The organism is Novosphingobium sp. GW835-FHT14H07 (assembly GCF_058793515.1).
The window spans coordinates 96,522-121,355 of sequence record NZ_JBXAFX010000006.1 but is presented as its reverse complement, the minus strand read 5'-3'; the positions used below and the strand labels follow the sequence as shown (position 1 = coordinate 121,355).

The 24,834-nt window shown below is 60.5% G+C and carries 21 protein-coding genes; 16 read left to right on the top strand and 5 right to left on the bottom strand.

Annotated elements, in window-relative coordinates; all coding sequences use genetic code 11:
- The first annotated feature begins 12 nt into the window (after window positions 1–12).
- The 13 genes from AC1Q5P_RS07895 (at window position 13) to AC1Q5P_RS07835 (ending at window position 14,408) form a co-directional block, all read left to right on the top strand.
- Entirely contained in the window at window positions 13–2,220 is a 2,208-nt protein-coding gene (locus AC1Q5P_RS07895; RefSeq protein WP_492518652.1) for a TonB-dependent receptor, read from the top strand.
- A gap of 42 nt (window positions 2,221–2,262) precedes the next feature.
- A complete protein-coding gene (locus AC1Q5P_RS07890) occupies window positions 2,263–3,666 on the top strand; it encodes an aldehyde dehydrogenase family protein (protein WP_492518651.1) in 1,404 nt (467 codons plus the stop codon).
- Complete coding sequence (locus AC1Q5P_RS07885; RefSeq protein ID WP_492518650.1) at window positions 3,663–5,297, top strand: AMP-binding protein; 1,635 nt, start codon at window positions 3,663–3,665, stop codon at window positions 5,295–5,297. Before AC1Q5P_RS07890 ends, AC1Q5P_RS07885 begins: the two co-directional genes overlap by 4 nt.
- A gap of 540 nt (window positions 5,298–5,837) precedes the next feature.
- Window positions 5,838–6,446, top strand: coding sequence for a hypothetical protein (locus AC1Q5P_RS07880; RefSeq protein WP_492518649.1), 609 nt, complete (start codon window positions 5,838–5,840; stop codon window positions 6,444–6,446).
- Window positions 6,447–6,565: 119 nt separating this feature from the next.
- Entirely contained in the window at window positions 6,566–7,120 is a 555-nt protein-coding gene (locus AC1Q5P_RS07875) for a hypothetical protein (protein WP_492518648.1), read from the top strand.
- A 31-nt stretch (window positions 7,121–7,151) separates the two neighbouring features.
- Entirely contained in the window at window positions 7,152–7,673 is a 522-nt protein-coding gene (locus tag AC1Q5P_RS07870; RefSeq protein WP_492518647.1) for a hypothetical protein, read from the top strand.
- Window positions 7,674–7,712: 39 nt separating this feature from the next.
- Entirely contained in the window at window positions 7,713–8,303 is a 591-nt protein-coding gene (locus AC1Q5P_RS07865) for a hypothetical protein (RefSeq protein WP_492518646.1), read from the top strand.
- Window positions 8,304–8,309: 6 nt separating this feature from the next.
- A complete protein-coding gene (locus AC1Q5P_RS07860) occupies window positions 8,310–8,864 on the top strand; it encodes a hypothetical protein (protein ID WP_492518645.1) in 555 nt (184 codons plus the stop codon).
- A gap of 3 nt (window positions 8,865–8,867) precedes the next feature.
- Complete coding sequence (locus tag AC1Q5P_RS07855) at window positions 8,868–9,461, top strand: hypothetical protein (RefSeq protein ID WP_492518644.1); 594 nt, start codon at window positions 8,868–8,870, stop codon at window positions 9,459–9,461.
- Window positions 9,461–10,018 carry a hypothetical protein gene (locus AC1Q5P_RS07850; RefSeq protein WP_492518643.1) on the top strand — a complete coding sequence of 186 codons (558 nt, stop codon included), beginning with the start codon at window positions 9,461–9,463 and terminating at the stop codon, window positions 10,016–10,018. The genes AC1Q5P_RS07855 and AC1Q5P_RS07850 overlap by 1 nt, the downstream gene beginning before the upstream one ends.
- A 31-nt stretch (window positions 10,019–10,049) precedes the next feature.
- The gene (locus AC1Q5P_RS07845) at window positions 10,050–10,799 is read left to right on the top strand and encodes a fimbrial biogenesis chaperone (protein ID WP_231735619.1); all 750 of its coding nucleotides are present in this window, start codon (window positions 10,050–10,052) and stop codon (window positions 10,797–10,799) included.
- Between the two features lie 46 nt (window positions 10,800–10,845).
- Window positions 10,846–13,356 carry a fimbria/pilus outer membrane usher protein gene (locus tag AC1Q5P_RS07840; RefSeq protein WP_492518642.1) on the top strand — a complete coding sequence of 837 codons (2,511 nt, stop codon included), beginning with the start codon at window positions 10,846–10,848 and terminating at the stop codon, window positions 13,354–13,356.
- 41 nt (window positions 13,357–13,397) lie between these two features.
- A complete protein-coding gene (locus tag AC1Q5P_RS07835; RefSeq protein ID WP_492518641.1) occupies window positions 13,398–14,408 on the top strand; it encodes a hypothetical protein in 1,011 nt (336 codons plus the stop codon).
- A 3-nt stretch (window positions 14,409–14,411) separates the two neighbouring features.
- Here AC1Q5P_RS07835 and AC1Q5P_RS07830 read toward each other — a convergent pair whose 3' ends face one another.
- Entirely contained in the window at window positions 14,412–14,825 is a 414-nt protein-coding gene (locus tag AC1Q5P_RS07830) for a hypothetical protein (RefSeq protein ID WP_156135756.1), read from the bottom strand.
- 271 nt (window positions 14,826–15,096) lie between these two features.
- On the opposite strand from AC1Q5P_RS07830, the gene ku reads away from it, so the two are divergent.
- Both ku and ligD read left to right on the top strand, forming a co-directional pair.
- The gene (gene ku, locus AC1Q5P_RS07825; protein ID WP_492518640.1) at window positions 15,097–15,951 is read left to right on the top strand and encodes a non-homologous end joining protein Ku; all 855 of its coding nucleotides are present in this window, start codon (window positions 15,097–15,099) and stop codon (window positions 15,949–15,951) included.
- Between the two features lie 3 nt (window positions 15,952–15,954).
- Complete coding sequence (ligD, locus tag AC1Q5P_RS07820; protein ID WP_492518639.1) at window positions 15,955–18,480, top strand: DNA ligase D; 2,526 nt, start codon at window positions 15,955–15,957, stop codon at window positions 18,478–18,480.
- Between the two features lie 27 nt (window positions 18,481–18,507).
- On the opposite strand, the gene fumC is transcribed toward ligD, so the two are convergent.
- From fumC to AC1Q5P_RS07805, 3 genes are read right to left on the bottom strand one after another with little or no spacing between them, the layout of a single operon-like run.
- Entirely contained in the window at window positions 18,508–19,890 is a 1,383-nt protein-coding gene (gene fumC / locus AC1Q5P_RS07815) for a class II fumarate hydratase (RefSeq protein WP_492518638.1), read from the bottom strand.
- Between the two features lie 6 nt (window positions 19,891–19,896).
- Window positions 19,897–20,307, bottom strand: coding sequence for a low affinity iron permease family protein (locus tag AC1Q5P_RS07810; RefSeq protein ID WP_039333896.1), 411 nt, complete (start codon window positions 20,305–20,307; stop codon window positions 19,897–19,899).
- Between the two features lie 3 nt (window positions 20,308–20,310).
- Window positions 20,311–20,499, bottom strand: a complete 189-nt coding sequence (locus AC1Q5P_RS07805; RefSeq protein ID WP_193826764.1) for a DUF3008 family protein — start codon at window positions 20,497–20,499, stop codon at window positions 20,311–20,313.
- A gap of 140 nt (window positions 20,500–20,639) precedes the next feature.
- Between AC1Q5P_RS07805 and AC1Q5P_RS07800 the strand changes: the two genes are divergently transcribed.
- Window positions 20,640–22,184, top strand: coding sequence for a sulfotransferase family protein (locus AC1Q5P_RS07800; RefSeq protein WP_492518637.1), 1,545 nt, complete (start codon window positions 20,640–20,642; stop codon window positions 22,182–22,184).
- A gap of 125 nt (window positions 22,185–22,309) precedes the next feature.
- Here AC1Q5P_RS07800 and AC1Q5P_RS07795 read toward each other — a convergent pair whose 3' ends face one another.
- Window positions 22,310–24,766 carry a TonB-dependent receptor gene (locus AC1Q5P_RS07795; protein ID WP_492518636.1) on the bottom strand — a complete coding sequence of 819 codons (2,457 nt, stop codon included), beginning with the start codon at window positions 24,764–24,766 and terminating at the stop codon, window positions 22,310–22,312.
- Window positions 24,767–24,834: the final 68 nt, after the last annotated feature.

The window sequence follows — 24,834 nt, the reverse complement described above, 5'->3', positions numbered from 1 at the left end:
GGAGCAAAGACAATGAGGGAACGTCTTTTCCGTGGGATCGCGCTGGCTGGGGTAGCCGCAACATGCGTTCTCGTCGCGACACCGGCTCTTGCCCAGGATGCCAAGACCGAAGAAGCAGCACCAGCGGGGGAGATCGTCGTCACGGCGACAAAGCGGGCCGAAAGCCTGCAGTCCGTTCCGATCTCCGTTTCAGCGATCGGCGGCGACACGCTCTCCAAATCACGGGTTGTAAATGTTGACAGCCTCGTCACCAAGGTTGCCAATCTGCAGCTGACATCGATCGTGGGCGACAATACGCCAATCTTCTCGCTGCGTGGCGTTTCGATGTCGGACTACAGCCTCAATCAGGCAAGCCCCGTCGCGACCTATTATGACGAAGTCTACAAGGGGAACTTCGCCTTTCTAGGCGTTGCCATGTATGATCTCGAACGGGTCGAAGTCCTGCGTGGCCCCCAGGGCACGCTTTATGGCAAGAACACCACGGGCGGCGCGGTCAATATCATTGCCAATAACGCCAAGCTTGGCGAAACCAGCGGTTACTTCAATGCAGGCTATGGGAATTACAACCGCGTCGACCTGAACGGCGCAGTCAACGTGCCGCTGGGGGAAAAGGCGGCGCTGCGCGTTGCCGGGACCTATGCCAAGGCCGATGGCTGGTTCAAGAACGTGGTGCCGGGAAAGCCGGACCTTGCCTCGACTGACGAGTACGCGATCAGGGCCACCTTGAATGTCGAGGCGAGCGAGACGGTCCGGTTTGTCCTGCGCGCATCGACCAGTTTCCAGAACCCTTACAATTACGGAATCTATGCGCAGCCCGAAGCAGCGAACCGTCCTGGCCTTGGCAGGCGGGAGATCGCTTCGAACATCGATGCCAAGCGCCGGGCGCGCACCTATTCGGTGGCACTGACCGGCACGTTCGACATATCCGATACGCTGACCGTCACGAGCATCACCGCCTGGGACAAGGGTAGCCTGTTCTTCTACGAAGATACCGATGGCACGGCCAGTGAATTGCTGGAGATTCCCTACAACGACCGTGCGACCCAGTTCGCCCAGGATCTGCGCCTGACCAGCGACTTCGGTGGCCCATTCGAATTCATCCTTGGCGGCTATTTCCACCGCGAGAAGGTGTTCAACGAAACGACCTTCGAGATCGGCAAGGATATAGACTCTGACGGCGTCCCGGGAATCACCGCCGATGACTGTGCGGTGGGCCTTCCGCTCGCGTGCCTCTTCCGCAATCGCTTCGATCAGTTGAAGAAGAGCTATGCCATCTATTCCGATGTCAAATACGAGCTGACAGAATCCGTCACGATGCGGGGTGGCCTGCGCTACACCCACGATACCGGCGTCCAGAGCGGTTTCCGGTCAGATGCACTTGGCGTTGATGGCACATTGATCGCCAATCTGATCCCGCTGTCCTCGCTGCGCTATTCGCAGGACAACCTCTCGGGCAAGATTGGCCTCGATTACAAGCTGGCCGACGGCAACCTTGTCTATGCAAGCATCAGCCGGGGCTATCGTGCGCCGAGTTTCAACGCTCAGGCCTTTTTGGATCCGTCCGAGTTGTCGATCGCCAAGCCGGAGCAGGTCACGTCCTACGAGGTGGGAGCCAAGACACAATTCGCTGACCGCAAGGTCACGCTCAATGTCGCTGGCTTCTATTACGACTATCGCAACCAGCAGTTCATCAATGTCGATCCGGCGTCGGCTGCACAGACACTGCTCAACATTCCCAAATCCCGTATCTATGGCGGTGAGGCCGAGCTGACCATCCGTGCGAGCGACCGGCTGACTTTCCATGGCGGCATGGGCCTGCTGGCGACCAAGATTCAGCGTGGCAGCGTGAGCGGCGTGAACGTGGCAGGCAACCGCCTTTCAAATGCGCCGACGCTGACCTTCAACGCGACCATCGACCTGACGGTTTTCGACGGCGGAATGGGCAAGCTCTCGCTGCATCCTGACGTCGCATACCAATCGAGCCAGTTCTTCGAAGTCCTCAATGTTCCCCGCTTGCGCCAGTCCTCCTACGCTCTGGTCGGCGGGCACATCGACTGGGAAAGCGCGGACGGGCGGTTCAATGCCTCGATCTGGGGTAAGAACTTGACCGACAAGTTCTACTTCACCTCTCGGGTTGATCTGCTGGCAGGCTTCGGGTTCGACTACAACCACATCGGCAACCCTCGCATGTACGGGGTCACGGTGGGCGCAAAATTCTGACATTCTGACAGTGCAAGGCGGCAAAGCCGCCAGGAGAGGACCATGGCTGACTACAAGCTGCTGATCGGCGGCAACCTCGTCGATGGCGATATGACGATGGATGTGATCAACCCCGCAACCGGGGAGCCGTTCTGTACGGTTCCCCGAGCCTCCGTCGCTCAGGCAGATGCGGCTATCGCAGCAGCCAAGATGGCCGTCCCCTCTTGGTCAGCCGTGCCTTGGGCCGACCGGCAGGCAAAGCTCCTTGAGCTTGCGGACGCAATTGCTGCTCGCAAGGACGAACTGGCTCGGACCTTGACCATGGAACAAGGCAAGCCGCTTGCCGAGGCCATGGGCGAATTGGCCATGACCGATGGCTATCTGCGCCATTATGCCACGCTGGAGCTGCCCGATCGTGTCATCCAGGACGATGAATCGGGTTACATCGCGGTCAAGCACCGTCCGTTGGGCGTGGTGGTCGGAATTATCGCCTGGAACTTTCCGCTGCTCGTCGCCTGCTGGAAGATTGGTCCTGCGGTTCTGGCGGGCAATGCCATTGTGCTCAAGCCCGCGCCGACAACGCCGGTCTGTGCGCTGATCCTTGGCGAGATCTGCCGGGACGTATTCCCCGCTGGCGTGGTCAATATCATTACAGATGCCAATGACCTCGGACCGCACCTGACAGCTCATCCGGACGTCGCCAAGGTCGGCTTCACCGGTTCTACGGCCACTGGCAAGCGCATCGCTGCAAGCGGTGCCGATACGTTGAAGCGCGTTACACTGGAGCTGGGCGGTAACGACCCTGCTATTGTACTGGAAGATGTGGATGTTCGCGAGACGGCGCAGGCGATCTTCGGCAACGCCTTCTTCAACAACGGGCAGGTCTGCCTTGCCGTGAAGCGCGCCTACGTCCACGCTGACATATATGACGCCATGTGCGAGGAACTCGCCCGCCTTGCCGAAGCTGCCGTCGTGGACGACGGGCTGCAGCAAGGCACCCAGATCGGGCCGATCCAGAACGCGATGCAGTTCGAGAAGGTCAAGGATTTCATCGCGGCGGCTCGAGCCGATGGCACGATCGTTGCGGGCGGCGAAGTGATGGAGCGTGCGGGGTACTTTATCCGCCCTACCATCGTCCGTGACGTGACCGACGGTGACAGGATTGTCGATGAAGAGCAGTTTGGCCCCATTCTTCCAGTAATCGAATTCAATGATGTCGAAGATGTGATCGCACGCGCCAACGCATCGGACTACGGTCTTGGCGGTTCGGTATGGTCAAAGGATGTAGCGCGTGCGGCGGACATTGCTTCGCGGATCGAAAGCGGGCAGGTGTGGGTCAATCAGCACATCGCGATTGGCCCCCACATTCCGATGGCCGGTTTCAAGTCCAGTGGCCTTGGCGTGGAACAATCGGTCGAGGGCCTTGCCGAATACACACAGACCCAAGTGGTGAATATCAAACGATGACGCATTTTTCCTACACCAAGGGCGCCACGGAAGAGCCGCTCCTGGAAAAGACGATCGGACAGGCTTTGCGCGACGCGGCGCAATCATGGGGAGGGGAACTGGCTCTCGTCTCTCGCCATCAACGCATTCGCTGGACGTGGGCGGAATTGGACATCGAGGTCGATCGGATTGCCACCGGCCTGCTCGATCGTGGGGTGGCAAAGGGCGATCGCGTCGGCATCTGGGCACCCAATTGCGCTGAATGGACCGTGCTGCAGTTTGCCACGGCCCGGATTGGCGCGATTCTGGTCACTATCAATCCTGCCTACCGCACCAGCGAGGTGGAATATGCGCTGAACAAGGTCGGCTGTACCTTTCTCGTCACCGCAGCCAGCTTCAAGACCAGCGACTACATTGCGATGCTGCGCGAACTGGGACACGCCAAGTTGCCGATGCTGCGCGGCATGGTTGCTCTTGGTGATGCGGTACATGATGGCTTCGAACCGTGGGACGCCTTGCGCGCCGAACCTGATCATGGTCGGCTAACGGCCGTAGACGCCACGCTTAGTCAGAACGATCCGATCAATATCCAGTTCACCAGCGGCACGACCGGCTTCCCCAAGGGCGCAACGCTCACCCATTGCAACATCCTCAACAATGGCTACTTTACGGCGCGGACAATCAAGCTCGGGGTGAGCGACCGCATCTGCATTCCGGTCCCGCTGTATCACTGCTTTGGTATGGTCCTGGGCAACCTCGCCGCCTTGGCGAGTGGCGCGGCCATGGTCTATCCCGGTGAGGCATACGATCCCAAGACGGCGCTTGAGGCGGTGCAGGCTGAAGGTTGCACTGCGCTGTACGGCGTCCCCACGATGTTCATCACCATCCTCGCACAGCCCGACCTCGATGATTACGACGTCAGCACATTGCGTACCGGAATCATGGCGGGCTCGCCTTGTCCGGTTACCACGATGCGCCAGGTCATGGATCGCCTCAACATGACGGAAGTCACGATTGGTTATGGCATGACCGAGACCAGTCCGCTGACCACGCAGACGGCTACCGACGATCCAATTGAGGAGCGCGTTGGCACCGTCGGCCGCGTCCATCCCCATGCCGAGGCCAAGATCGTGGGGCTCGATGGCGAGGTCCTTCCGATTGGCGAACAGGGCGAGTATTGTTCGCGCGGTTATGCCGTCATGCTTGGTTACTGGGATGATCCTGCCAAGACTGCCGAAGCCATCGATGCTGACGGCTGGATGCATTCCGGCGATCTGGCTACCATGGACGAGAATGGATACATCCGGATTACCGGCCGTATAAAGGACATGATCATCCGCGGTGGTGAAAACATCTACCCGCGCGAGATCGAGGAGTTCCTGCTCACCCACCCGGGCGTTCAAGACGCGCAAGTGTTTGGTGTTGCGGACGAGAAGTTTGGCGAGGAAGTCTGCGCGTGGGTCATCGCCCGGGCAGGGGAAGACCTCGGCCCGGATGATGTGCTGGCGCACTGCAAGGGGCGCATCGCGCACTACAAGGTCCCCAGTCACATCCGCATAGTCGAGGCTTTCGCCATGACCGTGACTGGCAAGGCCCAGAAATTCGAGATGCGGAAGATGATGGAGGCAGAGCTTCAGTCATCTCGCCGGTAGACGCTGCGAATCGGAAGCGAACAGGTGCAAATTCTCTGAGATTTTGATTGATTCTTGTCATTCCTAACGGATCGGCGCCTGCCGGTAATTAACTATATTCTTTAATATTATCAGTTTCTTCGCTCTTCTGAGTGTAGATAAGCTCTCGGCGAGTGGCGGTAAAAAACCACCAAGATACGAAAACAAAAGGAATTTTCGGTTTTACCAGCTGTTCCCTGTTTCAAGCGACGGGGCCAGGTGAAGCCTGTTTACTCTATTTTTTAATTCTCCAGATGCGACGCATCTGGGGCAAATTCTGTCGGATTTGGATGCATCGTGAGTCACGGCAGGCGTTGTGTCGAGCGTAAAAGGTTACCTGCAAGTTAACCAATTCAGGCGCATTGCCACCGAAGACGAACACTGAAGCCAATTTCATCCGCTTGGAGATGTCGACCTACATTTCCAAGGTTGAAGAATTGCGCCCGTAAAAGGGCAAGTGTTTCCATCGCAAGGCAAGCGCGCCGAGTTGCCGTAAGGCAGCAGGGAGCAGTGCGCATGTTGATGCACAAGATCAGGATCGGCTTGACGGCGATTGCGGCCACGTGCCCGTCTGCCGTTCTGGCACAGTCAACCATCGCGGGGCCGACGGCATACGCCGGTGGTACTCCCGTGTCGCTGACCCTACCTGTCACCGCATCTGTTGGTGGCCGGTGCGGCTTCGCTATTGGCGGTGCACCATCCGGCAGCTTCGATGCCGGGCAAATTGACCAGTCAGGTTGGTCCAATCAGTTTCCGTTCACCCTGAACTGCAACGGCGCAGCGCGGGTGGCGGTCACCTCGGCAAATGGCGGATTGCGCAGCGCCACGCAGTCATCCGATGCTGGCTATGCCGGTATCGCGCCCTATCAGGTCACCCTCAATCTGGTCGGCGCCGGAGGGGGTAGCGTGACCGATCAGTGCGAGGCGTCCACCCTTTCCGTCGCCGCTAGTGCGCCTTGCTCGTTCATAGGGCCGGCGACGCAGAGTCAAGGTCTGCGCGTTGCACCAAGTTCGCAAAACCTCGCCGGTGCCTATCTCCAGGTAAGTGCACCCGCATACACCGGTCCAGCCATCCTGGTTCAGGGCACCTACTCGGACACCCTGACCGTCACCGTTTCCGCTGCCTTGTAGCTCGAAGCCTCCAGCCGGCCCGGTTCCGGCAACCACTCGCGCCGCCTGCGGCGGCAACTGAAAGGCCGATTGCGATGAAGACCATGCTATCCCTGCTGGCTGTAACTACTGCAGTTGCAATGACAGCTGCCCCCGCACAGGCGCAGACGGTGACGACTGGCACGGTCAATGTCACTGGCAGCGTCTTTGGAAGGTGCTCCGTTGTTGCACCGGGCGGCTCGGCGACCCAGGCCTTCACCGGCACGATCGCGCTAGGCGCGCTGGACGCCTCGGACGGCACCTTGGCGACCGGGTTCACCACCACCACCAGTGCAGCCTCGGGCGGAACCCCGGTCGCCACGCGCGTGGTTTGCACTTCGGCCAGCGTCTCTCTTGCGATAGTGGCTGACCGTCTCAGCACAGCTGCCGCCGCCGTTTCGGGCTACTCCAACGAGATTGACTATACCGCCGAAATGCAGGTCGCGCTCGCGGCCGGCGGAAATGGCACCGTGACATACAGCACCGCAACCGGCGCCACCGCAGCCAATTCAGCGACTGTCGGTCGTCTCGCAGCTTCGGGCAACAACATTGCCGTCAAGGCCTATGGCTTCTCGACCAGAGGTGGCGCGTCGAACCTGCTCGTCGCCGGCAATTACACCTCCACCATCACCGTAAACATCCAACCCGTGGCCTGAATTGATCGAGCCTTTTTCCAGGAGAAATGAAATGCGTAAGATCCTTCTCGCGGCGACCGCCGCAGCAACCCTCTCGGCAATGCCTGCTTCTGGTCAAAGCGTTACCGGCACTGTCAACATCACCGGTTCCGTAACCGCCAAGTGCAAGTTCGTGACGTCCTCGCAGGACCTGCCGCTGGGCGAACTGGCTGACGCAGACGGCGGCCTCGACACCAGCAAGGTTGATGGTCAGACCCGCACGCTCACCGGTTGGTGCAACAATTCTGCAGCCACCCTCTCTGTCAAGGCGACCGCGTTGACCGGAGACCAGCCGGTCACGTCCGGCGCCGAGGCGGCGTTCACCGACACCGTCAACTACACTGCATCGGTCTCTGCGAACGGCAAGAGCTTCTCGGACATCAGCACCGATGCTGTCGCCAGCACTGCCGCCAACGTCGACATGTTTTCCGGCAACATCGCCGTCACTTTGGGCTCGTCCACGGCCGCAAGCAAGAAGCTCGTCGCTGGTGCCTACACGGGCAAGGTCGAGGTCTTCCTCTCACCCACCGTCTGATCTGCATTGCGCGTGAAAAGTTCATCCAGGAGCACGACGATGAAATCCGCACTGTTCAAGTCCAGCCTGCTTTTGCTGCCTCTATATGGGATGGCTGCGCCTGCGTCTGCGCAGGAAACGGCTTCCGACACAGCGTCGGGTCAGGTCGCTGTGACGGGATCCGTCGCACGGTTGTGCATTCTGGGTGAACCTTCGCGCGCGGTAGTCGATCTCGGCCAGATGGTGCAGACTTCTGGTACATCCGTCGGACGGATTGCCGCGCTCGCCACGCAATCGGTCTCGCTACCCGGAAGCTTCTGCAACTTTGCCGGCTCGGTGCTCGGTGTAAGCGCGACCGCATTGCTTGGCGATTCAACAATTGCGCCGCCGGCCGGATTTTCCCGTGCCGTGAACTACACGGCCACCGCAACCGGATGGGGCAATAGCGGTACTGCTGCGACAACCAATGCTGCGGCCGACGGGGCCTCTCCCGATTCTGCCGCGACGGGAAGCACGCAGCCCAGCCCGAAACTTGGTGACATCGAAGTCGCGCTGTCTTCGTTCTCGGCGCCTCAGAACGCTCTGCTCGTTGCGGGAAACTACAGCGGCCTGGTCACTGTAACCCTCGGTCCCGTACCGGTAACGGAGTAAGCGGCCATGAACAGGCTTAAGCTTTTCACTGCCATATCTGCCGTTGTCGTTTCGGCTCCGGTCCAAGCCCAGAGTGCCAGTGACTCGGCAGACTTCGCGGTGGTCGGGAATGTTCCGGCAATCTGTGTCGGTGGCTCGGTGACGGAAGCCGGTGGCATTTTCGACCTGGGCATTCTCGTCGATACGACCACAGGTCTCCTCCGCTCCGATCTCAGTGCACCTTCCCAGGTGCTGGCGGGGAGCTTCTGTTCGTCACGCAGTTCGATCGCGGTTACTGCCACGCCCGTAGTTGCGCAGACATTCACGGCCACTGCGCCGACGGGATTCTCACGCAGCGTTGATTTTACGGCGACGGCGGCAGGCTGGACGACAGTTCCAGCCAGCTTCAGCACCGCTTCGGCAAGCAACCCTGCAGCGATCCAGCAACGGACGACGGCCTTCAGCGGACCGATCACCGTGGGAATAGCTGACTTCGCGACCACCGGTGGAAGCGGCCTGCGCCTCGTTGCCGACACCTCCTATCGCGGCACGGTTACCGTGACGCTGACGCCGGAAAGCTGAAGCATGGCGCGCTGTTCCATCATGTTCGCCATCGCGGTCTTGCCGTTGGGCACGATTCCGGCCGCCGCGCAGGAGACGGCGAGCGCTCGGGGGCTCCCGGTCACCGGTTCTGCGCCGCAGGTTTGCACGCTTGCTGGCGGCGAACTGCAGGCAGGTCAACTCGTCAACTTCAATGGCATTTCGGGTGACACTCTGCAGGTAACACAACTGCTGGATCAGCAGACGCTCGCTGCCCGCCCGGCGAGCGCCACCGTGTCATTCTCGGCCGTCTGCAACTATCCGCATCAGATCCGCATCCAGTCCGAAAATAATGGTTTGTGGCCCACCGATGGACGGCAAGCCACCGATGCACCGGGATTTGCGACGGCCTTGCCTTATGATGCCAACCTCACCTGGGGCAATTCTTCCGGTCAAATCCAGATGGATGCCCGCATTCGCAGCAATCGCGAGGAGCGTATCGACGTTGACCAGGCGACAGCGGGAATTGTCACTCTACGCCTTGCGATTCTCGCCGGGGCATCCAATGGCGGGGTGAATGCGCCCGTACTTGCCGGAGTTTATGGCGATACGCTGCGCATTACGCTGGAGCCGAAATAATGCGCTTCATGCTCATAACCGCGGCCCTCGCGCTTGGCGTCTCAGCCAATGCCCAAGAGGCGGATCGCGCAGATCGAGTGCTGGAACTCAGTGCGACTGCAGGTTCGGCCTGTGTAATCAGCACCCCCAGAGCAAAAGCCGTAACTAACGCCAACTTCCAGGCGACGGGTGACGGCAATGCCACGGTTGGGTTGACGCGCCTGGTTGATCCCAACACCGCCCTGCCGAGGGGAGCCAGTTTCGAGCTCGAAATTCCAGCCACGTGCAATGCCTCGCACCGGGTAACCGCCGCGTCGGGCAGGGGCGGGTTGGGCAGGATCGGAGCCGCCGGCACGCAGGCGCAGGGCTTCGCGGATCTGTTGCCCTACACGCTGCGCCTCGACTGGGCCGGGGCCAGTCAGGAGCGAAGCAGCAACGCAGGCATGCTGACCCTGGCGGTGGCGAAAGGTGCGACGGGCAATCTCGCTCTTCTGGTCAACACGCCCGATGGCGGCACGCCGCTGATTGCCGGCGACTATGACGACACGATCGTCATTCAGCTGCAGCCAACCGACTGAATTTTTTGCCTGCGGGCAGGGGGAACTTCACGTGAAATCCATTGTCTCGTTCATGTCTGCTGCTGCCGTTTCGCTGCTGCTGCCGGCTGCCTCGACCATGGCGATGACGGTGCAGCCAGTCGTGATCGATCTCAAAACCTCTGGACGTGACATGTCGCAGGTCATCACGGTCGAGAATACGTTCGCCAGCCCGTTGCCGGTCGAGCTGACTGTTCAGGAACTCCGCCTGACCGAGACCGGCGTTTCGCCGACCGGCAAGGACCCCGGAGACCTTCTCGTATTCCCCCCGCAAGCTCTTATCGAGCCGGGCCAGACGCAAACCTTCCGCGTCCAATACGTTGGCGATCCTGCTCTGGCTGGCAGCAGGCACTACTACGTCACGGTCGCACAGCTGCCGGTAAAGTTGCCTGAAGGCCAATCTGCGATCCAGATTCTCTACAATTTCCAGGTCCTCGCCAGCGTTGCGCCTGCCGGTGTTAAGCCGAAGCTGGAAGTCACAAGCGCCGAAGTTGGCAAGGATGGCGCTGGCAAGCCGGTGGCGGTCGTGACCGTTGGAAATGCTTCAGCCGTCCACGGTTACTTGAGCGGTAGCAAATTGCGCATTGTTGAAAAGGATGCCGCAGGAAAAGAGCAATTCAGGCGCACGCTTTCCGGTCCTGAAATCCAGCAGACAATCGGCTTCGGCCTCGTGGGCGGCAACCAGACCCGCAAGGTGACCATTCCTGTCGAATTGCCGCTCGCCGTTGGCACGGTTGAAGCGACGATCACACCGGAGGGCTAAGCTCATGCAGGGGCGGTCGCGGCAGATCTTCGCAATAGGAGCCAGCTTGCTTTTTGCGGGCAGGGCTCCTGCCGTCTGGGCGGACACGCTCGAACCAGGTCACGACGGCGCCGGGATGCGCGTTCCTCTGGCTCCAGCGACAAAGCTGACGGCGGCCAATCTGGCAGATCAACTGCCCGCTCCGGCATTTCGCTCGCAGAAACTCAATCCGACGGGACGCGCTGTGGTTCTGACGGTCCCTGCAAAGGACGGTGGGAGCTATCTCGGCGACGTTCCGGTGCAGATCGATGTCGACGACCGCCTGACATTTCCGGCCGCTCGCGTCGTACAGCTTCTTTCCGAGTTGCTCGCGCCAGACGTGCTGGAAAGTCTGCGGACGAGCTTTGGTGGCAAGACGCAAGTCAGTGCAGAAGATCTGGCGCCTGTTGGCATTGGCGTGGATTACGATCCACGCACGCTCGAACTGCGGTTCAGCATTCCCACTGAGAGGCGCGCGTCGCGGGCCGTTTCGGTCTCGGCGCTTGATCGATCGCGTGTTGGCGAACTTCTGAAGCCGGCAAACTTCAGTGCCTATGTCAATCTCCGGAGTTCGCTGGACCTGGTGGAGGATGGGTTTGACCAGGGACTGCGCCAACCGGTCATGCTTGTCGATGGCGCGCTACGCCTCGGCCCGATTGTGGCGGAAAGCGATGCGATCTGGCAGCCGGGAGCATTGGGTGGCGATTTCCAAAGGCTCGGCAGTCGTTTCGTGTTTGATGACACCCGGCACCTGGTGCGCATTTCTGCGGGCGACCTTGAAGCGCAGGCACGTGGTTTCCAGTCTGCACCGGACATCGCCGGGATCTCGTTCTTTCGGTCCTACAGCGTCCTCAATCCTCAACAAGTCGTGCGTCCGCGTGGTGACCGCGCTTTTCGCCTCGACCGCGCGTCTACGGTTGAGGTCATCGTCAATGGCCAGCAGGTCCGCCGGCTGCAACTGGCGCCAGGCAACTACAATCTGCGAGACTTCCCATTCACGCAGGGCGGCAATGATATTCGGCTGAATATTCTCGACGACACGGGGCGTACGGAAGTCGTCCAGTTCAACCTTTTTGTCGATCAGACCCAGCTGGCCAAGGGCCTGAGCGAGTTTGGCCTCTACGCTGGCGTGAAGGCTCCACTCGGATCGCGCGGGCCCAGATACAGCGATGATTGGATCGCCTCGGGCTACTACCGCCGAGGGCTGACCGATGCATTGACTGTTGGTGTCAACTTTCAGGCTGACGCTGATAGCCGGATGGGCGGGGTCGAGGCCGTGGTCGGCACGCCGTTCGGCACGCTTGGCACGAATGTATCTTTCAGCAAGGTTGACGGCGTCGGGTCGGGACATGCCTTCAACGCCACGTTCCAGCGCCTTATCCAGCGACCGAGCGGCCTTGGCGATACCTTCAACCTCTTTGTCGAAAGGCGGAGCCGCCGCTTCGCTCCAGTCTCGTTCTTCCTGCCTGACAATCCCTACAAGTACGAGCTGGGTGGCGGTTACACCCATGCCTTCACCACAAGCTTCTTCGGAGGCGCCGATGTTCGCTTCTCCAAAGGCCGCACTGGCAGGCCCAACGTTCAGAACTACCGCCTGAGTGCGGGTTGGCGGTTTTCAGACCGCGCAACGCTGAACGCAGAGGCGCGCTACCAGGAAGACACGCTCGGTCGGGAGTTCAGCGGATTTGTCTCGCTCATTGTCCGTCTGGGACGCTATTCCACTGTCCGCTCCGACTTTGACACCCGCGACAACCGCTTCCGCGCATCTTATCAGACTCTAAGCGGTAGCGGCGTTGGCAGCTACAACGTGACCGCCGATGTCGAACGCTCGGACAATGGGGCAGGCGTCTCGGTCAACGCCAATTATTTCGCCAATCGCGCAGAGCTTGGCTTTAGCCACTTCGGCACCTACACGCGCGGTTTCGGCGACAGTCAGAACCAGCGCAGCACTTTCCGCCTGGGCACCTCGCTGGCTCTTGCCGATGGTGCAGTTTCGCTTGGCCGCCCCATCTTTGACAGCTTTGCGATCGTGCGGCCGCACCGAAGCCTTGGCAAGGCTGACATCGTGGTAGACGCGTCAACCTTCGGCAACGCTGCAAATAGCGGTAGCTTGCGCTCGGCCACGATGCCAAGCCTGCCTTCCTATTCCGAGCGCACGGTGCCGCTTGATGTACGGAATGCGCCTCCTGGCACAGACATTGGCCAAGGTTCCTTCCGCGTATTCCCGTCCTACCGCAGCGGATACGTCGTCACCGTCGGCTCTGACTACAATGTCACAGCCCTCGGCATCATGCTCGATCTTGATGGCCAGCCGGTGTCACTGGTCAGCGGCACGGCCACGGAAGTGGCTCACCCCGAGCGGCCAGCGCAGACCGTGTTTACCAATCGCCAGGGCCGCTTCGGCGCGACCGGACTGGCGCCCGGAAAATGGCGTGTCGAAATGCTCGATGCTGCGCGCTCCACATTCGAAATCGAAATCCCCCAGAAGGCTACGGGAGTTGTCCAACTCGGGGAGATAAAGGCGGTAGAGAAGAAATGAACAGTTGGACGGTGATGTCACGCCTGCGCACTTTTCTGGCGATGGCTGCAGTTGTCTTGATAATCACTGCTGCCCAGAGTGCCCAGGCTCAGTCCAACTGCGGTGTTACCGGCAGCGGCGGAAGCACGTCCATCCAGTACGATCCGTTTGCGTCGTCCGGCCTGCAGTCGGTCGATATTCCGCTGACGCTTACGCGCGTTACGGCAGGCGGCGGGAAGAAGACGCAGGAAGCCTATTTCGTGTTGACGAAGCCGGCGGGAAGCCCTGCCTATGAAGTGCAGGCGACCGTGCCGGGTGGCGGTACCTACTTTGACGTGCTGTACGATTCCAACGCGGTGCCAAGCAATCTCCCGACCATTTCCAATATTCAGACCGGCCAGATTGCCGTGCAGTTCGGTGGGGCTGCGCAGCCGGATACGCTACAGATCAACCTGCGGGTAACCGTACCTGCCAACGTCGATCTGGCGGCTGGCGGCCTCATCCAGTTCGGAATTCGCTACGTCTGCAAGGGCACGGGCGGTTTGAACGATGTCCTGACGCCGATCGACAGTGCGGCCGCCATCTCGATCAACGTGAATGTGTTGAGCGCACTTCGCGCTAGCTTCGTTGGGACCGCTCTAGATTTCGGCGAGCTTGCCCAAGTTTCGAATGTTCAGGCGCCCACTGTAAAGACTTCTGCGTCAAACCACGTTCGCGTGCAAAGCTCGGGGCCCTACACCGTCACGCTCGGCGTCATGCCGGGCGATGCCCAGCCGTTTGTCCTGACCCCAAGTGGCGCCTCGACGACGGACAGCGGCCAGCAGATCCGCTATTCCGTCCGCTTCCTCGGGCAAAGCCGTTCTCCCACGAGTACGTCGCCCATCAGCCAGACATGCGCCCGCGCCGGGATTGGCGATGCGGTCGAAGACCGTCTGCCAGTGCAAGGAACCCTGATCGATGGCGGAGCGACCAAGGCGATCTCCCCGAACTATTCGGAGAACCTGGTCGTCACGATCACTCCGCTCGTTGCTGGATCAGTTGCACCAACGGACTGCGGCAGCATCCCGCTCTGAAAGTCAGCGTGGCTCGATGCGGAAGCGGATCGAGCCAGCAGCCTTGCCGTCAGCTTCAATCGCTATCGAGCGCGTCGTTGCGGCGGCGTGGCTCACGTCACTGATGACGACTTCGCCTGAACCGTCGAGGGCAATTGTGCGGCCATCAACGATCAGTCGGCCCGCAGCAAGCTGCTTGGAATAGGTCGCTACCACCCGGTAACCTGCACCGTTGTTGCAGAACTCGCGCAGTTCGCTCTTGTTGCCATTGGCGCTGAGCATTGCGCTGGCGCTGTTGTCCACCGCAACGCGGCAAACCAACGGCACTTGTCCGGTGATCGTGATCGAAGCGGACCCTTGCGATGCTTGCACCGCACTGCCTGCGGCAACCGTACCCAACGCGGCGAGCGCCAAGGCCGCCATCCTGCCAGAAATCATGATACAATCTCCATTAACACTCAGGCATCATGCATCGGTGCCCGCCAACGTCGGGTTCCGGTTTCTGGTTAACAATTTCCGGAAAAGCTTTAGGAATGGCGGGATTCCGGCGTTTTTTCTCCGCGACCTGCCTAAGTTTCATTACCTAAGCCGCTCGAAAAGTCTGAACGTCCCTTCCTTCTCTCCGGGAACCGCATCCGCCATTCGCGCATAGAGCCAGCGAAGCTGTCGCATCATCGCGCGTCAGTCAGGATCCGGAAGGAAGCCCGCCATGGCCGCTCGCGCATACTGGCAAGGGCAATTGCGCCTTGCCCTGGTTTCGATCCCGGTCGAAATCTATCCGGCCACGCGAAGCGGTGCGGCCATTTCATTTCACCAGATCCACGAACCCAGCGGCAAGCGCATCCGCTACGAGAAAGTGGCGCCCGGCGTCGGTCCAGTCGATCGCGAGGAGATCGTGAAGGGCTACGAGGTATCACGCGGCAATTACGTTCTGCTCGATGACGAGGAGATCGAATCCGTGCGCATCGAAAGCCGCAAGACGCTCGAACTCGTCCAGTTTGTCGGTTCGGACGAAATCGATGTGCTCTATTATGAAAGGCCCTATTTTGTCGTGCCGGCCGATGACCTTGCAGAGGATGCCTACATTGTCCTTCGTGAGGCGCTCAGAAAGACGAGAACTGTCGGGCTGGGACAACTCTCGGTCCGTGGGCGCGAGCAGTTCGTTTCGCTCAAACCGTGCGGGCGCGGACTTATCCTCGAGGTTCTGCGCTATGCTGACGAGGTACAGCGCGCGCACAACTGGTTCCGCGATATTCCCGCACGTGACGCCGACCCCGAGCTTCTCGATCTGGCAGCCAGCCTGATCGAGAAGAAGACGGCGAAGTTTGCGCCCGACAAGTTCCATGACCGCTATGTCGATGCACTCCACGCGCTGATCGAAAAAAAGATCAAGGCGAAGGGGGAGCGCATTATCGAGGATCCCGATGCTGACGAGGCTCCGCGTGGTGGCAACGTTATCGACCTGATGGCAGCGCTCAAGCAATCGCTGGGACACGACGACGAAGACGCCGACGAGGGCAGACCCCGCAAACGCGCATCTCCACCGCGCCGCAAGCGGGCCTGAGCGATGGCCGCCCGCGATCCCCTCGCAGCCTACAACGCCAAGCGCGATTTTACCCGCACGGGAGAACCTTCGGGCAAAAAGGCATCAAGCAAGACTGGCAACCTCTTCATCGTTCAGAAGCACGACGCCACGCGGCTTCACTGGGACTTCCGCATCGAAGTTGACGGGGTACTGAAGAGCTGGGCGGTAACGCGCGGCCCCAGTCCAGATCCGGAGGACAAGCGCCTTGCCGTGCAGACCGAGGATCACCCGCTGAGCTACGCCGAGTTCGAAGGGACCATACCCGAAGGCGAGTATGGCGGCGGAACCGTGATGTTGTGGGATCGCGGGACCTGGGCACCGATCGAGGGCAAAAGCGCGAAGGACCTTGAAGACGGACATCTGCATTTCCGTCTTGATGGCGAGCGGATGAAAGGCGAATGGCTTCTCATCCGCCTGAAGAAGCGGGGCAACGAGAAGCGCGAAAACTGGCTGCTGCGCAAGATCGATGACGCGTTTGCTGCAGAGGGAGATATTCTCGTGGAACGCGCGCTCACCAGCGTGCTTACCGGGCGGACCATGGCCGAAATCGCCGCCGACAAACGTTCGAGTCATTCGCTGAAGGGGAAGCGGGGAGCGGACTTCGCGGCCGAGATGCAAGCGGCAAGCAAGCACAATGCGCGGATGTCCAAGGCCAAGGCACCGCGCAAGAAGCGCGGCAACGCACCACTGTCAGCGTTTCAACCAGTCCAGCTTGCAACATTGGTCGACAGTGTGCCGGAAGGACGCCAGTGGCTTCATGAAATCAAGTTTGACGGCTATCGGGCCCTCATCGCTGCAAAAGGCAAGAATGTAAGGGTGTTTACCCGCAGTGGCCTCGATTGGTCCGAGAAGTTCTCTCCACTGATCTGCCACTTCGCAAGCCTTGATCTGCCTTCATGCCTGATCGATGGCGAGATCACGGCTTCGGACGCCGAAGGCAACCCGGATTTCTCGCGCCTGCAAGCGGTGCTGAAGCGTGGCCATGGCGAACAGGGCGAAGAAGATGCTCTTTCCTTCCATGCATTCGATCTCCTTGAACTTGATGGCGAGGACCTGAAACCGCTGTCCAATGTGGAGCGCAAGCAACGGCTTGCCGGCCTCTTGGCCGACGCTCCTCCGCCAATTCACATCGCCGATCACATCATTGGCGGGGGCGAGAAGCTGCTGGAGGCAATGTGCCGCGCCGGGCAAGAGGGCATCATCGCCAAGCGGGCTGACGCACCCTATCTGCCAAAGCGGACGCAAAACTGGCTTAAGGTCAAGTGCATCCTCCGCCAGGAATTCATCATCGTCGGCATGACGAAATCGAATGCCCGCCGTCGGCCCTTCGCGTCGCTCCTGCTGGCGCAGCGAGAAGCTGACGTATTGGTCTACAAGGGAAAGGTCGGCACGGGGTTCAATGAAGAACTGCTTGACGAATTGGCCGTCCGTTTTGAATCGCTGAGGCGAGAAGACCGCGCGCTCGAAGTGCCCAAGGCCGAAGCTCGCGGGGCGTCGTGGCTCGAACCGGTGCTCGTTGCCGAAATTGCCTTTGCCGAGTTCACCGGCGAAGGCAGGGTCCGCCATGCAAGCTTCGTCGGTTTGCGCGAAGACAAGAAGGCCGAGGACGTGACGCCAGAGAAACCTGTCCGGATCGAGAGCCCGACGGAGATCATCGCGATAAGCAACCGCTCGCGGGTGATCTTTCCCGAGAGCGGGCAGACCAAGGGCAATCTTGCAGATTACTACGCTCAGCTTGCTCCAGCGATGCTCCCGTTTCTCGCCAATCGTCCGGTCAGCCTCGTGCGTTGTCCGCAGGGGAGGGCAAAGCAGTGCTTCTTCCAGAAGCATGATAGCGGCTCGTTCGGCGAACATGTCCATCATGTCCCGATCCGCGAGAAGGATGGCGATAGCGAAGACTATCTTTATGTCGACGATGCTGCGGGCATTCTCACCTGCGTCCAGATGGGCACCATTGAATTCCACGGGTGGTGCGCACGAACCGATGATGTCGAAGCGCCGGACCGCATGGTCATCGATCTGGACCCTGACGAGGGACTTGATTTTGCGGACGTCAAACGTGCGGCAAAGGATATCCGGTCACGCCTGTCTGATCTCGGTCTGGTAAGCTTTGCGATGCTTTCGGGCGGGAAGGGCGTTCACGTCGTCGTTCCCCTGCGTCGCGATCATTCCTGGGAGGCACACGCCAGCTTTGCCGAGCGTTTTGCCAAGGCGCTCGGTATGGCCGACCCTGAGCACTACGTTGCCAACATGAGCAAGGCCAAGCGCAAGGGAAGAATTTTTGTCGACTGGTTGCGCAACCAGCGCGGCAGCACGGCAGTGATGCCCTATTCCGCCCGGGCACGCGCCAATGCTCCGGTTGCAGCGCCGATTGATTGGAACGAACTCGACGATTTCGACAAGGCCAGCGCTTTCACTATTTCGGACGCAGCCGCCCTGCTGAAGCGAAGCGAGGGCAAGCTGCTGCGAGGATGGGGGGTCGCAGAGCAATCACTTCCTGACGTGTGAGGCTTTCCCGCGCGCGGCAATATTCCGTTACACCATGTTCTCTGGACGTATCAGGCGATCGAACGTCGGTTCGTCGATCAGGTTTAGGGCCAGCGCAGCTTCTCTCAGGCTCAGATTCTCCTGGTGCGCGTGCTTGGCGATCTTCGCGGCATTGTCGTAGCCGATTTCGGGGGCAAGCGCGGTCACCAGCATGAGCGAGCGTTCGACCAGTTCCGCAATGCGCTGCCGGTTCGGTTCGATCCCCTCGACACAGCGTTTGGCAAAGCTTTCCATTCCGACCGCCAGAAGGTGCATCGAGCGCAGCACCGCAGCCCCGATCATGGGCTTGAAGACGTTGAGCTCCAGGTGCCCCTGCATTCCCCCAACGGTCACGGCTTGATGGTTCCCGATCACTTGCGCGCAAACCATTGTCAGCATCTCGGCCTGTGTCGGATTGACCTTGCCGGGCATGATGGAACTGCCCGGCTCGTTGGCCGGAAGCTCCAGTTCACCGAGGCCCGAGCGTGGACCGGAGGCAAGCAGACGGATGTCATTGGCAATCTTGGTCAGCGCCACCGCCAGCGTCGACAGGGTTCCTGAAAGCTGGACCAGCGCATCGTTCGAAGCCAGCGCCTCGAACTTGTTGGGCGCCGTGCTGAAGGGTTTTCCCGTAAGGTCGGCTATTTCCGCAGCGATCTCTTCGGCAAAGCTATCAGGTGCGTTCAGCCCGGTGCCAACCGCCGTTCCGCCTTGTGCCAGTCGAAGCAGGTGCAGCTCGATGTGTCGCAGATGATCGTGCGCATTGCGGAGTTGCTGTGCGTAGCCCGAAAACTCCTGTCCGAGAGTCAGTGGCGTGGCATCCTGCAGGTGGGTGCGTCCGATCTTGACCAGACCCTTCCACGCTATCGCACATCCGGAAAGTGCGCCGGAAAGCTTGTTCAGGGCCGGGACCAATTCGGCGTTCAGCGCCTGCACCGCCGCCACATGCAGCGCGGTGGGAAAGGTATCGTTCGAGGATTGCCCCATGTTCACGTGATCGTTGGGGTGCACCGGACTCTTGCCGCCGCGCTCACCGCAAAGCATCTCGTTGGCACGACCCGCGATGACCTCGTTCGCATTCATGTTGGTCTGTGTTCCGCTACCGGTTTGCCAGATCACCAGGGGGAAATGGTCATCAAGTTTTCCGGATGCGACTTCGGCCGCGGCCTGCTCGATGGCGCCGGCAAGATTGCTGGCAAGCCCATGCCGACGGTTCACCCGGGCCGCGGCTTGCTTGATGATACCCAGCGCATGCACCACCCCCAAGGGCATCCGCTCCATTGAACCGAACGGGAAATTGTCGATGCTGCGTTGCGTTTGTGCGCCCCAGTAGGCCTCGGCCGGCACGCGCACTTCGCCCAGGCTGTCGCTCTCGATACGCTGCATTCGCATCTCCGGTCAGGTTCGGTCGAGCAGTCGCTCCACTGTCTCGTCTGCTGTACCCTGCTTGTCGGTCGATGCACCAACTTCGCGTTCAAGCGCAGATCGCAGTCGGCAGATCTCGTCATCGGTGAGATGTTCGATGCCGACAAAGCCTTCGCGGGCCTTGTCTACCGCACGGATCAGCTCGTCCAGCTTCGCCTGCATGGCGGCAGCATCGCGGTTCTGGCTGTTCTGGATCAGAAAAACCATGAGGAAGGTGATGATCGTGGTGCCGGTGTTGACCACGAGCTGCCACGTATCACTCCACTGGAACAATGGGCCGCTCAAGCCCCAGCCGATGATGATGGCAAGCGCGATGACGAAGGTTGCGGGGCGTCCGGCCCATCCGGAAACCCGGTTGGCGACGGCGGTGAAAGCCTGATCCACCGATCAATCCTTGCGCACGTGCTCTGGCTTGCCTTTGCGACTTGTCGCGGCCAGCTCCTCCAACTCCTTCTCAGTCATCGATTTTTCCATCGATCGAGATGCACCTTTGAGGTCGTCCTTGTCGGTCTCGCCACGTTTGGCCGACAGTGCAGCGCCGGCGGCTTTCTGTTGGGCAGCTGATTTGGCTGGCATCGTCGTTCTCCGAATTGTTCCCGACGTGAACGTTCGGGCAGGTTTGCCGTTCCGAAATCCCGGCCCGCAACTGCGCCGATTTGCGTAGCGCCTGCCGTCGTGCGTGGAGCTAGGCTTCAACTATGGCGGCGGGTTCATCATTGCGACAACTGCTTGGCTCGGGGCGAATTTCCGAGGCTCTGGTCAAGGCGGGAGAGGCGCTTGCGGCCAATCCGCACGACGTCGAGGCCGGGTTCGTTGCCGCAGTTGCTCTGGCGGAGAGCGGGCGCGTTGCCGATGCGCTGAAGGCGATTGGGGCAGTGCTCAGAGCCGAACCCAGCAACGCCGAGTATCTTGCTCAACAGGCGAGATTTTTTCTTCTGGCCCGGCGGGAGGCCGATGCACTTGCCGCGGCGCGGCGGGCAGTAGATGCAGGGAGTTCGGAGCCGCTGGTGCTGGACACGATCGGCTGCGTGTTTGCCCGCCTTGGCGCGCATGACGAGGCGCTGCCCTTGTTCGAAAAGGCCGTGGCGTCTGCCCCGGAAGTGATTGAATTCCAGTTCAATCTTGGCAGCACACTGGGGTTCTTCGGCCGAGTTGACGAAGCTGCCCGCGCCTATGAGGCCATACTTGCGCGCGAGCCCGGTCATGGCCGGGCGCATCTTGCCCTTGCAGGACTGCGCCGAGCCTCCGCCGGGGCTGGAATCGCCCGGATTGCGGCTGCCTTGTCGCAAAATCCCGATCCCGAAGAGGAAGTCAGGCTGCGCTATGCCGCTTTCCAACTCTACGAGGCAGAAGGGCAACTCGACGAGGCAAACGCACAACTCTCCCTGGCCAACGCGAGGCACAGGGCCAACCTCGGCTACCAGTTCGAGACCGATCAGGCGCTGTTCGAGATCATCCGCCGCACCTTCGTCCGCGACCTGCCACTGGCCAACGAAAGCCGCCTCGGCGACGCACCGATCTTTGTCGTCGGACTGCCTCGCACCGGCACGACCCTGGTCGACAGGATCCTGTCCTCGCATGCCGACGTGACTTCTGCCGGGGAGCTTCAGGCCATGCCGCTGGCGGTGAAGCAATTGTCCGGGACATCATCGCGGCTGGTCCTCGACCCGGCGACAGTGGAGGCGAGCCGGGGCGTTTCGGCGCAGAAGATGGGGGAGCTCTATCTCGCTCGTGCGCGTCAGAATGCCGGGGCCTCCGGGCCCCGGTTTACCGACAAGTTTCCTCTGAATTTCCTGTACATAGGATACATCCTCCAGGCGCTGCCGCATGCGAGCATCGTCTGTCTGCGGCGCGGGGCGATGGACAGTGTGTGGAGCAACTACAAGCACCTGTTCGCCTTGGGTTCGCCCTACTATCGCTGGTCCTACGATCTGATCGACACGGCGCGCTATGTGCTTCTGTTCCAGCGCTTGATGGCGTTCTGGCGCCAGCGCTTTCCGGGCCGAATTCATGAGGTTACCTATGAATGGCTGGTTGCGGATCAGGAGACTGAGACCCGCAAGCTGCTGACTCACTGCGGGCTTGAATGGGATCCGGCCTGCCTCGACTTCCACCGGAACGAAGCAGCCGTGTCCACGCCAAGCGCGCAACAGGTGCGCCAGCCGATCAATACGGGATCGGTTGGCCGGTGGCGGGACCATGCAAGGCACCTTGGCGAGGTCATGGAATTCTTCGCCGCAAATGGCATACCGCTCGATTGACCAGACAGAATTGATGACGAAAAAAGGGCCGCCTGTCTTGCGACGGGAGGCCCAGTCTTCGCAGGAACTCTTGGCGTCCATGGCAGGACAAGCGGCCGGTCTGCTGAAACAGACCGGCCCGATATTCAGAACCTCAGGAAGTACTCGATGCCGACCTTGCGGGGGGCGATGACCGAGTTGCTGTAATAGCGCGAGACGATGCCATCGTTTATGATGCGGCGCGAACGGTCTTCGCCGACCGACGATATTGCGTAAGTGTTGAACAGATTGTCTGCGTAGATGCGGACCTCGTACTTGTCGCGGCGGTAGCCGATCGACGCTCGGGCCAAGAGGTAATCGGGAATGGTTTCGCCCCCGGCGCGGCCACCGATGCGCGAAAGGACTTCGCCCTGGTAGGTGGCGGTAAAGTTGGTCGAAAGAACCGCGTCGGAACCAACGTTCATGTCGTAAGTCATGCCGAGGCTTGCGGTATGCCGTGCCGTGCCCGGCAGGCGATCGCCATCGAAGACGGTGACGCGAATGTTCTTGGGCCGCCGATTGAGGTTCTGGTTGCGGATTGTCAGCAGGCCGACCACGTCCTCGGTCAACCGTGAGTCATTATAGGAGTAGCTGCCGGTGATGGTCACCCCGTCGTCCGGCTTTGCGTTGAAAGTGGCTTCGATGCCCTTCGATACCGCAGAGCCCCCGTTGGCAGTGATTCCGGCGATGCCGTATTGCGTTTGCGAGGCGAGCTGGATGCCTTCCCACTTGATGTGGTAGCCGGAAATCGTGGTCTGAAGCTTGCCGCCAAACAGCGTGGCGCGGATGCCGATTTCCTTGTTCTGGGTCTTGTCCGGACCGTAGAACTGTTCGTTCGGCAAGGCGCAGGCGTTCTGGACGTCTTCAAGGTCTTCAGGGCAAGGCGGGACGCTGTTTGGACCGCCGATGCGATACCCTTCGCTGTAGGTCCCGTAGACCATCAGGTCTGGCGTGATCTTGAATGACGTGTTGAACTTCCACACCACGCCGTCCTGGCCGGAGTCACCGCCGCCCGTATCAAAGCGCAGCACCGGTACCGGTTCGAGCAGAGGCAGTGAAATGCCACCGTCCGTCTTTGCATCATAATCAAAATAGCGGCCACCGGCGGTAACCTGCCACTGCGGCGTGATCTCGAAGGTGCCTTCGCCGAATATGGCCTTTTCGATGATCTTGCTGTTGTTGAAGCTCGCGTACTCGATCGGCTCGGGATAGGCGGGCGAATAGGTTACCGGGCCGAAGTAGAATTCGGGCAGGCCGGGGGTCACTTCTCGGTATGTGCCCCTGGTCTTGCGCTCGTTGTAGAAGCCGCCGACTACCCAGCTGAACGGTCCGCCGTGCGTCGAGACGAAGCGCACTTCCTGGTTGAACTGCTTGATGTCTGTTGCCGAGCGGGTGAAGCCCGAGAACTGCGGAAACAGTTCATAGCCATAATCGAGGTCGAGCAGAAGGTCGGTAACGTCTGCTGAACTGCGGATTTTCTGATGCGAATAGGCGGTTGCCGAGACCATCTGGGCAATGTCGCCCAACTCGATCTGGACTTCGCCGCTGACCAGGTGGACCTTGCGCCTTGACGGTTCCAGATAGCGCGAAACCGCTTCGTATCGACCGGTCCCGAAGACGCCGGCGCCATTGACCTGACGACCGTTGGTCGACGTGTCCTGGAAAGCATAGTTGATGTAGATGCCAATGGTTTCCGAGGGAAACAGCGCGAGCGTGTTGCGGGTGGTGAAGGTATGCTCGAAGTTGGCATCCTTGTAGGTATAGAGGTTGGCCGCAATCTGCTCCGGGGTTCCGAGCGGATCGGTGCGCGACGTGGTCGGGCCGCCAGGCTGGGGTAGTGAGACGCCCGGTTCGCGCAGCAGCGCGACATAATCGATGAAGCCGGGATCGTTGTAGTACCCGACCGTCGAGCGCAATGCGACCTTGTCGGTAATGATCGGAATGTTGATCGTGGCGTCAGCCTGGAAGCCGGGATCGTCTGCCTGCGCCACGTCATAGACACGGCCGTGGAAGCTGGCCGACCAGCGTGTCGGGTCCGGCCGGTTGGGGATGTAGCGGATGGCACCGGCAAGGGTTCCGACGCCGTACAGGGTGCCTTGCGGGCCAAGCAGCGTTTCAACGCGCGCAATGTCGAGGAGCTTGAAATCCTGGTAGAGCGGCACCTCGCCAAGATAGATGGCGACGGCGTTGTCGGAGTTGTTCCCGGTCACACCGACGTCCGCGGCAGAAAGGCCGCGCATCACGATCGAGCCGGTAGAACGCGGACCGGTGTCGAGGATCGTGAGGCCGGGAGTGAAGGCTGCGAGGCCACGGACATCGTCGATGCGCTTTTCCGTCAGTTCGGCACCACCGACTGCAGTGATGTTGATCGGAACATCCTGGAGAGAAACGGCCCGGCGCGTGGCAGTGACGACGATGGTGCCGCCCTCGCTTGCAGCGTCAGCTTCGGCTGAAACTTCGGCGCCGTCGGCGGCCGGGGCTTCCTGTGCGACAGCAGGAAGAGCCGCGATGCTGGCCAGCGCGCTGGCTGAAAGGAGCGCTGCGCGCTTCAGGGAAAACATCATGAAACCCTCACTTTGTTGTTTTGTCTCTTGTGGCTTCAGTCACCCTCGCCATCGGTGCAGCGCTGGCT